This is a genomic window from Stenotrophomonas humi, assembly GCF_001431415.1.
Classification (GTDB): Bacteria; Pseudomonadota; Gammaproteobacteria; order Xanthomonadales; family Xanthomonadaceae; genus Stenotrophomonas; species Stenotrophomonas humi.
This window is the reverse complement of sequence record NZ_LDJI01000036.1, coordinates 1-12,078: the sequence shown is the minus strand read 5'-3', so window position 1 is coordinate 12,078 and position 12,078 is coordinate 1. Positions and strand designations below refer to the sequence as shown.

Genomic DNA, 12,078 nt, shown 5'->3' with positions numbered 1-12,078 from the left:
TACAAAAGCCTGGGCGATTCACCCGGGCAAGCCCGACTGCAGGTACTCAGCGATAGAGTGGGTGGCTTGTGCGCGAGCTAGATCCAACGGGATCGCAGTCGTCGGTCCGATAGTGCGTCGCTTTCCGTGCGCCCACGACACGATCCAAGCTTTGTTGCCCGAGGGCTGCACCCGCAAGATCAGTCCTCGCACTTGGGCGTCCCGTACTTCATAGGGGCGCTCTTGGGGCTGATAGGTTTCGACCTGGCGTTTGTTCAGCTGGACTCGCATTGAACCGGCTTCCGTAAGTTGGCTTACCGCCACGATAGGACGCCGGTGTGGATGGAGGCTGGATACGGATCGTCCGCGATTGATGCTCGGTGAAGTGGGTGCGATGGGGCGGGCCGTCGCAGAACATGCGGCGCTGGCCGACACAAAGCCCTGATCGAGCAGCGTGGGCCAGCGCCACAGCGAGCATTCCGCATCCCTTTCAACCAGCGGAGCAGGTGTCAAGGCCCCCGGTTGGCGCAGCTCGAAAGAGCGCGCTAGAATCCGGACACCGCGTGGGGCGGTAGCTCAGCTGGGAGAGCGTCGCGTTCGCAATGCGAAGGTCGGGAGTTCGATCCTCCTCCGCTCCACCAAGTCTTCAAGGAAAGAGCCGTATCGAACGATGCGGCTCTTTGCGTTTGCGCGCTGCCGATGGCTATCGAAGGCTTGGCGGCTGTCGCTGCTGCGATCATCGGCAAGCCGAACAGCCCCGCGCGATCAGGCGTTTCGGGCGGATTTCATTGGATGTGAAAATTTTTGTGAAATTCGCTTGCCCAAACCGCCACGGATGCGTAATATTCGCGTCCTCGCTGGCGACAACGCCAACGAAAACAAAGTGGCCGAGTAGCTCAGTTGGTAGAGCAGGGGATTGAAAATCCCCGTGTCGGCGGTTCGATTCCGTCCTCGGCCACCATAAGATTCAAAGGGTCTGCAGAAATGCAGGCCCTTCTTGTTTTCTGGCTTTGCATCGTTTGAAGCTATAAGCCGTGCGTGAGGGGGCGGGCATTGCATGCGAACGCGTCAGGTGCATCCGTGTTCGAGTCTATTGGTGATAAAGCCTTCTCCGGTCAGTTGTGGACAGGGGATGTCCGAGCTCCTCAGGTCTATCATTGTTAGCTGTTGCCAATGCCGCGAGGACATCGTCGGTCCCGCTGGCGAAACCATGAGCAGCAGCTGCTTGCCCTTCAACAAGGAAGTTCTCCATGTCTTCGCAGAAGTACGCCGTCAACCAGCATCTGATCGAAACCCTGTTGAGCTGGGTCAAGTCGGGTGAGATCGCCATTCCGGAAATCCAGCGCCCCTTTGTCTGGGATGCGACCAAGGTCCGTGACCTGATGGACAGCCTGTATCAGGGCTTCCCGGTGGGTTACATCATTGCCTGGCGCAATCCGACGGTGAAGCTCAAAGACGGCTCGCTGGCCGAAGGCAAGAAGGTGCTGATCGACGGTCAGCAACGGGTGACCGCGCTGACCGCTGCCATCGCCGGGCAGCAGGTGATCAATCAGGATTACCAGCAGGTGCGTATCCGGATTGCGTTCCACCCGATCGAAGAGCGGTTCGAGGTGAGCAACCCTGCGATCGAGAAGGACAAGGCATGGTTTGCCGACATAGCTCCTATCGTCAGCGGTGAACTGAAGGCGCACAAGGTAGGGCGTGACTACCTGGAGCTCAATCCCGATGTGGATGAGGATCTGCTCTATGAGCGATTGGATCGGCTGTGTGACATCACCAAGAAGCAGGTGGGCCTGATTGAGCTGGCTGCAGACCTGGACATCGAGACGGTGACGGAGATATTCATCCGCATCAACTCCAAAGGTGTGGTGCTCAGCCAGGCGGACTTTGCCATGTCCAAGATCGCCGCCAATGAAGAGTTTGATGGCAACACGCTGCGCAAGGCGATCGACTACTTCTGTCATCTTTCGATCGCGCCGGAGTTCTACGCGCACATCGAAAACAACGACAAGGCGTTCGTGCAGACGGACTATTTCCGCTCGATGCGCTGGCTGAAGAATGAGAACGACGACCTGTACGACCCCAGCTATTCGGACATGCTGCGCGTGGCGTTCACCACCAAGTTCAATCGCGGCCGTCTTTCTGATCTGGTTGGATTGCTTTCGGGCCGTAACTTCGAAACTCGTACGTATGAGAAGGAGATCGAAGAGGCTTCCTTCAAGACGCTTGGGGAAGGCATCAAGGAGTTCATCAATGAAACACATTTCAAGCGTTTCTTGATGATCATCCGCTCGGCCGGCTACGTGGACAGCTCCATGATCGGCTCAGTCAATGCACTGAATTTTGCATACATGCTGTACCTCAAGCTCAAACGAGACCTGGGCAATAACCCGAACATCGAGAGTTGGGTGCGGCGTTGGTTCGTGATGTCACTGCTGACCGGTCGCTACTCGGGCTCACCCGAGTCGCGTTTTGATAAGGACATCAAGGCAGTGGATGAGCGGCCGTTTGCGGATGTCATGCAGGAAATCGAAGCGGCGGAGCTTTCCGATGCGTTCTGGGACTTCGGTCTGCCGCAGTCGTTGACCACTTCATCGGTGAACGCCCCTGCGATCAAGGTGTTCTGGGCAGCGCAGGCCAATCGCGGTGACAAGGGCTTCCTGTCCAAGGACATCACCGTGCGCGACATGCTGACCCATCATGGCGACATCCACCACATCTTCCCGAAGGGCTTCCTGAAGGGAGAGGGTCTGCAGCGCGGTAAGTACAACCAGGTGGCCAACTACGTGTTCGTCCAGCAGGAAGTGAACATCAAGATTGGTGCGACAGCCCCGGCAACCTATATGACTGACGTGTTCACCCAGTGCGAAACGGGCGTAGCTCGGTACGGAGCGATCACCCGTCTGGACGACCTCAGGGCGAATCTGGCGGCCAACTGCCTGCCGGAAGACCTGGCCGCCTATGCGCCTGAGCAGTTCGACGTCTTCCTTGCCGAGCGCCGCAAGTTGATGGCGCAGAAGATCAAGCAGTACTACTGGGGGCTGTAAAGCTGGCCTGATCCTCTTAGGGTATGGAGGCGTCCGTATGGGGGGAGCGAGCTGAATGCCGCTCCGGCATCGTCACTCGCCCCACCAAACAGGGGGTCTGCAGTGGCGATGCGCGATGCTGGTAAGCGAAAGGCAAAGAAAAACCCCTGATTTCTCAGGGTTTTTTCGTGTTGCCGATACCTTTCGGTACCTTTATATGGTGGGGTGGGCTCTATGCCAAACCACGCGTAAGTAGCTGAGCGCAAAGGGGTTAATGGGACGGGTGCTGAGCTGGTGCCCCCACGGTTGTCCGATGCGCTAAACGGCATTGCCTGGGCGGACGACAAACAACTGCGCAAGATCGTTCTGGAGCGGTGCGAGCCGGACGAGAAGGGCGCGCGGGTAGAGGTCGAGATCGAGTACATCGCCGCGGCACCTTCGCTGCCGGATGGGGTGGCCGCTTGAGCAGTGATCGCATGTGGAAGCGCTACCGCGCTGGCGAGCGGCGCTATGGGCCTTGTTTCGGTTGCCGGTACCGGGAAATCACTGAAGGCGTGTACCACTGTCAGCGGCAGCCGGCGCGGCAAGGCGGCTGTCTGGTTGACCGCAAACTGCCTAAGTTTGAGTTCGATGGAAGAATAGTGGAGGGGCTGCGCGATGCAGGCTGACCTTTTTGGCGCCTACGTGCGTGCGGAGTTGGAACACTGGGGTACGCTGCCGTGCAAAGCCAACCCTCGCAAAGAGGGCTGGCTACCGAGCTATGGGGAACTTCAGGGGATGACACACCCTGAGCCACTCATGCATCGTGAGTAGAGGCCGTAACAATAGAGCTCAGATTTACCCTTCGCCAGGCAGTTCTGGTAGTTCGTGTAGCAGACGTCACAAGGCGTGACGTTTTGCGCTGTGGCAGCTCCAATGCCAAGAGTCAAACCGAGGGTTGCGATAGCAGTAGCCAGCTTAAGCCGTATCTTCATGCCAATCCTCTGTTGTTTGCCCATCAGTGGGCCGGGGTGACGCTACACATGATCATGAGGCCATTCAACCTGCGGTGCCGCATGAAATACCCCAAGGCGAGCCCTACCTGATGAGACGTACGGGCGTAGCTCCCAGCTCTATGTTTCCAATCCGTCCAGTCCGAGCGAGACGAAGTGATTGACAGGTACAGCGCGATTCAAAGCCAGCCCCCTCAATGAGGGCTGGCCGGAACGTCAGGGAGCCGGGCAGTTTTCCTGCTTACAGGCCTCATAGATGGCGAGGCATTCTGCGGGCGGTAGATAGAGCGGACTACCAGGCTTGGCATTGATGCAGGTCCGGTAGTTGATCGTGCAGAAGTCGCACAGGTCGTAAGCGATGGCAGTTCCGGCTGAGAGGGAGAGCAGGATCAGTACGGTCTTCAAGGTCTTCTTGATCATCACGTCAGTCCTTTGTTTGCCCAGGAGCGGGCGCAGCAACCATATCAAGACCGTCTGTGGATCCTTTGTGCGATGCGCCACGGAAATAGTCGGGAAACCGCACTCACACCCAGAACACATTGAGACCCGGCCAAGTGCCGGGTTTCTCGTTTCAAGCGCGGTCTAGGTTCGCTACCGAACGCCTGCCGTCCTGCCCGACAGGTTGGTCGCGCTTTCTATCCAGGCAGATATACAAGGAGCAGGTATGTTCATCGATCCGATCGAAGACATGGTGATGGTCGCCGCCGCCCAGCCGATGACCGACAGTCGACGAGTCAAAGCTGCAGGCCATCTGCACTGCGTGCCATGGCGCGAAGTCGCAGGAAGAAGCACGTCGCGGCATGGCGCGAGGCTGAAGCAGGATCGTGGAACGCATCGCAACGCGCCCCGGAACGATCAATAGCATCACGACTACTCAGAACCTGTCGATTATCTCGGTGGAGAACTAACATGGAAATCCAGATGAAAGTGAGTGAGATGGGGCGACATCGAGCGGGTTTACGACGGCTAGAACCGCGACGTATTGATAGGGCGGCGGCTCGAAGTTTTCTTTGAGCCCTACAGCGACGGCACGCCGAGCCTCAAGGGCAAGCTAGTCTGGCATACAGAGTGGAAACATCGCATGGGCGATGTGCTGCGCGGCACATCCCTGGGGCCGCGTATTGAGCACACGCTTGAGCAGGTTGCGGGCCGGCGAGTTCGGCGGACTTCCGGGGATGGATGCCATCGAGGTGGTCAAGGCGGCCTATGTGACCCATGCCTCGGAGGCGCTTGGGATCGGAGCTGAGGCATCGTCTCCGGATGCTTTGCAGCCAGGTAGTCGTAGTTGGGCTGATTCGATTGCTTTCAGACCTGACTAGGAATAGTTTTGGCCCGAGTTGCGGCAGGGGCTGTAGACGTTTCTGGCGCCTGATCACAGCTCCTGCCAACCACTCGGGAGTACAACATGCCTACCGATGCTGAATTGCAAGCTGCTGAGCGCGATGCTCGATTTGCCGAGGCGCGGGCACGAGAATCCGAAGCGCGGGCGAGAGAAGCCGAAGCAAAAGCCAGGGAAGCGGAGGCAGAGCGACGTCAGCGTGATGCTGGCCAGCCCGCACCCAGGTGACCAATAGGGCTAGATGAAGCCCCGGAGCTCGCCTTCCGGATGCACGCCGAGGTGGATAGCGGCATAGGTGATAGCGCCTAGCGCTGCTGCTGCGAGTCCTGCCCCCGTGAGTGCCAGCGCCCAATCCCACAGCGTCAACGCCGCAAGGGGCAGCACCACCCACGCTCCCTGCTACCCACGAAAAAGCCCTGCTCCTATCCGTTGACCAGGATGGTGGCAGGGCTAGGGTGGGTGACGTCTGTAAGCGACATCACTCATTCATTTATTTACGGAGCTGGAAATAAACCATTGCCACAAGAATTTCGGCAGCCTGCGCTTAAAAGCTGTCTTCGCCGTAGCACGACTTTTGCGCGTGCCGATTGATATACATGGGAGCTGGTTCATCAGCCGACGATAAGTCCTCCTGCAAGAGCCTTGAGATCAGCAAGCTTCTCAGCTTTCCCCACGAGAACTGTCCCCATTTTATCCATAGAGCCGATCAGCGCGAGGTCTTCTGAGGGCGCAATGGCCAGCTTAATGTTGGCTGCCATCTGGACCACGGTGGAGTTGCTCCCTACAAGCCAAAAAGAGGTGGGTTCAAACCACCAGCCTGACGTGTTGTGCTTTTTAACAGCGTCAATCAATGCCGAATAGCACGTGTTGTAGTCTCGTCCACCGACAACGCCTTCCTTGAGCCGGAAGGTAATCCACAGCGTTCCTATTCCTTTCCCCTTGGTTGCGCCCATCTTGGTCGCTCCTAGCTTAGGCCCAAGCTGTCTCCTTCTAGGCGAGACGTAAGAGGGGTGATAACGAGGCTTTTGGGGGACCGCCAGTGTGGGCGGATCAGTCCCCAGCCGCTCGCGCGGGTTTGAGGTAGATTTGGCGGGCAGGAAACGACCTGCTCAATCTGGAATGGGAGGATATATGACAAGGCGCTTGTTACTCGCTCTGGTTCTAGTCATCGTTGGTACCGCTTCAGCTGCTCCGCTTCAGCCACATAAGCGCGCCGAATTCGTTGCCACCATGTCGGCGTCTTGCATAAAGAACCAGACTGCGAATCCAGTAAATCGAAATCTCGCAGCGGGGGTGATAGCTCAGTTTTGAAATTGCTATGCAAATGAGACAGCGAATAGGTTGACGCAAGAGGTTGCGGACTACGTGGAGAGCAGCGGAGATATCCAGCCGATCATCAACCCTACTGCCAGAGCGGCGGAAATCTGTACGGCCCAAGTCTTCGGCTAGTCTGCATTCGCGCTGAACTAGGCCCCGCTCCGCCGGGGCTTTTTCTAGGGCGATGGTGACTACTTCGGCTTCTTTGCCTCGGGCCGCTTCGGCAGCTCACGGTAGACGTCTATCGCCATGCCGCGCAGGCTATCCCTCGGCAGGTTCAGATCCTGAGACGGAAGTGGTGACGTTGCTCCGACCAAGACTGGAACGGAGATTACTCCTGCCATATGCTCAAGCCGCCTGAATACTCAGGCCTACAGGGAGAGTGGCATGAAGAAGTTCTCGAAGAGCTTTATCGTAGTCAGCTTGCTGGTGGCTGCTGTTGGTGCTCATGCACAGACAGCATGCGGGAAGGCGTGCCAATTGAAATATGACAGATGTATTGCGATGGGCGGCGATCTGGTCGAATGCTCAAACAAGTACGTCGAGTGCATGGATAGTTGCGCAGCCCCCTGATTGATCCCGTAGTACGAAGAGCCCCGCAAGGCGGGGCTTCTTCTTTCGACCTCTGTCTTAGCCCCTCTGTGCCGGCATGGCAGCAAGATTCAAGGCCATTCCCGTTCGGCGGGAGCCGGGGCATCCTCGGCACTGCACTGGTTGTGCGGCGGTGCACGGACTTTGCGACCGACCGACATGCCGCCGAGCTGTGGGTGACGCGCCATGAAGCGCAGTTGCGCGCGAAGGTCGCGCGCAAGCAGAAGTGGGTCCGAGAGAACGTGGCGCAACATCCGGCCAGCCAACGTTGAGGTAGCGGCACGGATACGGGTTCGTCGGGTCCTTGAAAGCACAGGAGACCGCCACCGTTAAAGGTGGCGGCAAATCCAGTTAAAGCGGTACTACTGACAAAATTATTCCGGCAAGACAAGAGAGCCCTGACAAAGTCAGGAGAAGCATTGTCATCGGCTTATTTGTGAATTGCGGTCCCCTGCGAAGGCGGATTGCGTACGCGGCGATGGCGGCGATGACGACAATGGACAAAGCGACAAACGGCCAAACGATGGTGCCGTTAGCACCTTGACCGATAGAAATGCCGGAACGCATCAGTATCGCTGAAGAAACAACAAGGATCAGGAAGGATCGAAAAAGCAATCCGTTTCCGTGCATGTGAGTACTCTCTTTTTACGGTGACAGCGATGCGATCTGGCAGATGGCGCCACTGGGGGTGTAGGAGCAGCCGATACGATAGTTGGTATACACCGGTGGCGTGTTAGGGCCGGCCCATCGCACTCCGAGGCTGTTCAAGTGTCGCACCATGTCATCGCCGGCTGCCAAGCCGACGTAGTTGTTTGGGAAAACGTAGTTCTGAACTGACTGCTCGGGGTTCGCCACGTCCTTTTGGGAATCAGGAATGACATTCCCTACGGCATCCCGCGCAGAACCAAGAACATACGAATAATCACGGATCGCCCAGTTCCATACAACTTCGCGGCTTGATCTCTTCCAGCACCGCCAGCACCTGCGCCGATAGCGGAACCAGGTGGGGCCGGCGCATCTTCATGCGTGCAGCAGGAATCGTCCAGGTCCCATCGTCCAGGTCGAACTCCGACCATTCGGCCTGTCTCAGCTCGCCTGGACGCAGGAGCACCATCGGCGCCATCTGTAGCGCGCATCGGACCACCATCGTGCCTGCATAGCTGCGCATCGCGCGGAGTAGGGGCGCCAGCTCGTTGGGGTCGGTAACCGTGGCGAACGAATTGTCCAGCGGCGAGGCTAGGGCGCCGCGCAGATCGGCGACAGGGTTCCGCTTGGCCCTGCCGGTGGCGATGGCGTATCGCATGGTTTGGCCGCAGTTCTGCATGATGCGGTGGGCTGACTCGATCGCGCCGCGCGCCTCAACGTGGCGGGCAACGGCCAGAAAGTCAATGGCCTCCAACTCTGCTGCCGGCCTGCTGCCGATCCAAGGGAACACGTCGTTGTCGAGCCAGGCCGCGACCTTGATCCGGTAGCTATCGATTCAGTCCCGCTTGGTCAGCCATTCCCGGGCGACCACCTCGAACGTGTTGGCTCCGAGTTCGGCGCGGGCAGCCGCTGCAGCATCGGACAGGGGCATGTGGACTCGGGCGGTCTTGGGGGTATCGACTCCGGGGTAACCCCCAGATACCCCATGTTGTACCCCACCGTCGCACAGACTGAAACGCACAACGGCGCACAGACGCGGAAACAAAAAAGGCCGAAAACCCTTGTTGCTGTTGGGTTTCCGGCCTGTTTCGGGCCTTGACGGCCACTTCATTTGGTGGAGGTGGGCGGAATTGAACCGCCGTCCGAAAGCACTCCATCCCCGGTACTACATGCTTAGCTCACCGTTGGGTCTCGTCCTGTGGCAGCACGGTGTGCCAAGCGCACCCCAGGACCAGCCTGTTTTAGTTAAGCAGTGACTGACAGGCAGCCGTCACAGCCGGTTCCGTGATAATGACCCTACATCCACGAGCACGGGCACAAGTGGGTTCGGGGCTTACGCCTTAAGCGGCGAGAGCGTAGTTGTCGTCGTTGGCAACTAGAGTTTTGCAGCTGGATTTACGAGGAAAGCTACCCCCTCGGCATGCACCAAGTGACTTCATAACCTCCGTCGAAACCAGTGCACCCCCGGTTAGACGTTGATCAGAAACGGTTTTTAGCCCTTGAATGACAAGAAACTGGCTAAAGACCTTCTTGATGTGATGGATCCTACGGCAAATAGTCTGAACAGTCACGTGCTCGTCGAGCTGGCTGACCCGCCTTGCACTGCAGCCAAACACGTCCTGTAGCCGACATCTTGCGTTGCTGGCCACGTACAGTGCCTTGCTGTCCTAGCATATCAGCCCGTCAAAATAGGTGGAGAGCCCTTCCTATGGAGAATTTCCCGAACGGAGAACATGTGGTGCTCTACGCCGAGCTCCGGAAAGCAGACGCATCACCTCGCCAAGCGTAACCCTACAGTTCGACCAGATCATCAGGGGCATGCTTGCCAACGCCCGCTCAACGCAGATTGTGGTCATGCTGATTTGCGTCCCATGAGGCTTTCCTGATCTGACCTGATGACAGTCGCTCTGGCGGGCGCCGTTCGTCAAAACCCGGGTTCAGAAGAAAGCTGACAACAGCGCTGAGCTAGAGTGGCTTCAGCCAATGCTGAGGAAGGTCGAGCTCGATGAAGATCTTGTGGGCAGCTGCACTGATGGTCGCAGGAGGCGTTGCCTTCCCCGTAGGGGCGATGAGTTGCGGCACCAGCATCGATGTCATAAATCATCGGAACGAGCCGGTCGCGATCACGCTTAAGTGGTTCTATGGCGAGCGGCCAGTGCGGCCTGATGCCAAAGACTTTCGAGAAGTTGATGTGCAAGAGCTTCAGGCCAACGGTCTGGCGAGCCTGCATGTGATGGAGCTTCCGCCGAACGCTTCCAAGCGATTGGATGTGAGAACGCTCTGCAGAAGTGTCGCGGTGAGTAATGATTACCTCAACTGGCGGTACTCCTTGGATGGAGCCGGAGTCTTGTCGGGTCAATTGGATATCGAAGCTGAGTCCTGGCCCTACGAGTTGCATGTCCGGTAGGTGATGCTCGCAAGGCCTCGTCCCAACCAAGCTGTGCAGGTCGTCAAGGCTGGCGATACCATGGTTGAGGTCACCGGAGGTGAGTTGGCACCCAGGAGCAGAGTGAGCCTGGAAGGTTATCCGGCCATATTGGGAAAACAAGAAACCCCAGGGTGATTCCTGGGGTTTTCCGTTGCAGGGTTCTGGTCCAGATGGAAGCCTTTCCCGTTAGTCCAGCGGGACAAGTTCATGGGATGCAAAACATTGAGCATCAGAGTCAATGTCTTGTGCGGGTTTTCCTGAGTAGTCGCGTTGGTATGCGTCCTTCGCCCAACTGTCAGCGGCGGCGATCTGGGACGGACTTAGCAAGCCCAAGGTACGGAAGCGCTCCAGTTGAGCTTCAATCGAGGTACGTTGGTCCGGCAGTGCACGCAGCGACGCCAGCCTGGCAGACCGCCAGGCGAGGGTGGGGTCCGCTTTTCGTAGGGTGGCCATAGGAGAGGCATCCATCGCAGTTCCCGTGTACTCAAACAGGGTGCGATTCACCAAGAGGGTATCGCCCCTCTCTAGCGAGCGCTGCCTGAAGTCTGGGGCATACTTCAGATACCGCTCCATTTCGGCTTGCTTCTCCAGTGCCGTTCTGGGAACTCCCCACGCAGATGGGCCCATGCTGAAAAAGCAGTTTTCAGCAACCGCACTACCTTGCATGGCAGCCGCAAAGAGTGCGTCGGAGGAAGCTTGGGCAAGCTGTGCGGGGTCGGATCCACGGCAGTAGTCCCCCAGCTCCTGCACCACGCGAATGGCTTTTGCCGATGACGTATCCAACCTTTGGAGCCTTTCCGGGGAGATGTCGGATAGGTTTTTCCATCTTTCATCAACTAGTAATTCGTCTACCCGGTCCTTTGCTCTTGCGTAGAGAAGGCAATCATTGGCGCGCTTGAAAAGAGTCTCAAGCGAACGTGCGTCCTGCTTCCCGCGTGCAGAGGCAAAGGCCTCGTCCCAGCCGCTCTTGCCCGCGGAAGGTGCATTGTTTGCGGAGGGTGCAACGTTAGATGCATCAGGGCCCACCGATAGCTGGTCGGAGGCACGGGCCAAGCCAGCCGTGACGAGCGTGTCAGGTCGCTGCTGGAGCCATAGCCAAGCAATCACACACACAGCAGCAAGCACTGCTATCGATATGGCGAGTTGTGTATTCCGTCGCATTGCGAACCTCAGGATAATTGTGAAATAGGTAGAGAGCGATGTGTGGACGACTAACTATTTACTCGGTTTGTCGTCATCATCCTTTGCGCAATCTCTTCCTTTGTCCGCCCGCCAAGCTAGAACGGCATCTATCCCGTACCAGAATGCCTCTTGTTCGTTCGAGTCTCTGATCAGATGGGCAGCCTCGTGTACAGCGTTGTAGAGCTGCATCTCGAACCCATCTACGTTGCCTACTAGTTGGTTCGGCGATGCACCGGGCCGTGAACCATTGAATGAAACGTTGTTGGCCACGTGGGCCATTTTGTATATCCGTCCGACGGTATCGCCATATTGCGTTCTGCCACCTGCGTAGCCCCAGCCAGGGCCCGGTGGGGAGTTGGTAGCACTGTATGCAAAATCGATGCGCCCATCCGGCTGTACTTTGTAGAACGCCCACGCCCTAACTTCGACAATCCGTTTCGTACCGAGCTTCACATCTCTTGATGCGTAGTTCTTGATGGCGCAGGAGAGCTTGATCGAAATCGCGCGATCGGTGAGATCAGGTGCAGCGGGAGGTGTCGTCGTTCCACCGCCGGGATTACTTCCGCCCCCGCCCCCGCC

11 protein-coding genes, 2 tRNA genes and 1 other RNA gene are annotated in these 12,078 nt (G+C 57.7%); 7 read left to right on the top strand and 7 right to left on the bottom strand.

Annotated elements, in window-relative coordinates:
* Nucleotides 1–18 precede the first annotated feature (18 nt).
* Nucleotides 19–270 (bottom strand): Arm DNA-binding domain-containing protein, encoded by a 252-nt coding sequence (locus tag ABB26_RS19725; protein ID WP_152982728.1) that lies wholly within the window; start codon nucleotides 268–270, stop codon nucleotides 19–21.
* 274 nt (nucleotides 271–544) lie between these two features.
* On the opposite strand from ABB26_RS19725, the gene ABB26_RS16830 reads away from it, so the two are divergent.
* The 4 genes from ABB26_RS16830 to ABB26_RS18760 all read left to right on the top strand — a co-directional run bounded on the left by ABB26_RS16830 (nucleotide 545) and on the right by ABB26_RS18760 (nucleotide 3,470).
* A tRNA-Ala gene (locus ABB26_RS16830) sits at nucleotides 545–620 on the top strand.
* A 244-nt stretch (nucleotides 621–864) separates the two neighbouring features.
* Nucleotides 865–940: transfer RNA gene (locus ABB26_RS16825), tRNA-Phe, on the top strand.
* A gap of 289 nt (nucleotides 941–1,229) precedes the next feature.
* Complete coding sequence (locus ABB26_RS16820) at nucleotides 1,230–3,026, top strand: GmrSD restriction endonuclease domain-containing protein (RefSeq protein ID WP_057635876.1); 1,797 nt, start codon at nucleotides 1,230–1,232, stop codon at nucleotides 3,024–3,026.
* A 285-nt stretch (nucleotides 3,027–3,311) separates the two neighbouring features.
* On the top strand, nucleotides 3,312–3,470 hold the full coding sequence (locus ABB26_RS18760) for a RusA family crossover junction endodeoxyribonuclease (protein ID WP_245626257.1): 159 nt from the start codon (nucleotides 3,312–3,314) through the stop codon (nucleotides 3,468–3,470).
* A 743-nt stretch (nucleotides 3,471–4,213) separates the two neighbouring features.
* Here the strand turns inward: ABB26_RS18760 and ABB26_RS16815 are convergent.
* Nucleotides 4,214–4,417: a hypothetical protein gene (locus tag ABB26_RS16815; RefSeq protein ID WP_152982727.1), complete on the bottom strand. Its 204-nt coding sequence runs from the start codon at nucleotides 4,415–4,417 to the stop codon at nucleotides 4,214–4,216.
* Nucleotides 4,418–4,661: 244 nt separating this feature from the next.
* Here ABB26_RS16815 and ABB26_RS19080 point away from each other — a divergent pair, with 244 nt between their 5' ends.
* The gene (locus ABB26_RS19080; protein ID WP_152982726.1) at nucleotides 4,662–4,859 is read left to right on the top strand and encodes a hypothetical protein; all 198 of its coding nucleotides are present in this window, start codon (nucleotides 4,662–4,664) and stop codon (nucleotides 4,857–4,859) included.
* 1,088 nt (nucleotides 4,860–5,947) lie between these two features.
* Here the strand turns inward: ABB26_RS19080 and ABB26_RS16810 are convergent.
* Nucleotides 5,948–6,289, bottom strand: coding sequence for a hypothetical protein (locus ABB26_RS16810; protein WP_057635874.1), 342 nt, complete (start codon nucleotides 6,287–6,289; stop codon nucleotides 5,948–5,950).
* Between the two features lie 751 nt (nucleotides 6,290–7,040).
* Here ABB26_RS16810 and ABB26_RS19075 point away from each other — a divergent pair.
* Complete coding sequence (locus ABB26_RS19075; RefSeq protein WP_152982725.1) at nucleotides 7,041–7,226, top strand: hypothetical protein; 186 nt, start codon at nucleotides 7,041–7,043, stop codon at nucleotides 7,224–7,226.
* Nucleotides 7,227–8,166: 940 nt separating this feature from the next.
* On the opposite strand, the gene ABB26_RS16800 is transcribed toward ABB26_RS19075, so the two are convergent.
* The gene (locus ABB26_RS16800; RefSeq protein WP_425477274.1) at nucleotides 8,167–8,709 is read right to left on the bottom strand and encodes a tyrosine-type recombinase/integrase; all 543 of its coding nucleotides are present in this window, start codon (nucleotides 8,707–8,709) and stop codon (nucleotides 8,167–8,169) included.
* Between the two features lie 292 nt (nucleotides 8,710–9,001).
* Nucleotides 9,002–9,355, bottom strand: a transfer-messenger RNA (tmRNA) gene (gene ssrA / locus ABB26_RS18750).
* A gap of 539 nt (nucleotides 9,356–9,894) precedes the next feature.
* Between ssrA and ABB26_RS16795 the strand changes: the two genes are divergently transcribed.
* On the top strand, nucleotides 9,895–10,296 hold the full coding sequence (locus ABB26_RS16795) for a hypothetical protein (RefSeq protein ID WP_057635871.1): 402 nt from the start codon (nucleotides 9,895–9,897) through the stop codon (nucleotides 10,294–10,296).
* 207 nt (nucleotides 10,297–10,503) lie between these two features.
* Here ABB26_RS16795 and ABB26_RS19070 read toward each other — a convergent pair whose 3' ends face one another.
* Both ABB26_RS19070 and ABB26_RS19340 read right to left on the bottom strand, forming a co-directional pair.
* Nucleotides 10,504–11,478 (bottom strand): hypothetical protein, encoded by a 975-nt coding sequence (locus tag ABB26_RS19070; RefSeq protein WP_152982724.1) that lies wholly within the window; start codon nucleotides 11,476–11,478, stop codon nucleotides 10,504–10,506.
* A gap of 54 nt (nucleotides 11,479–11,532) precedes the next feature.
* Nucleotides 11,533–12,078 (bottom strand): hypothetical protein (locus ABB26_RS19340; protein ID WP_211261985.1); only part of this gene is annotated, 546 nt, incomplete at its 5' end.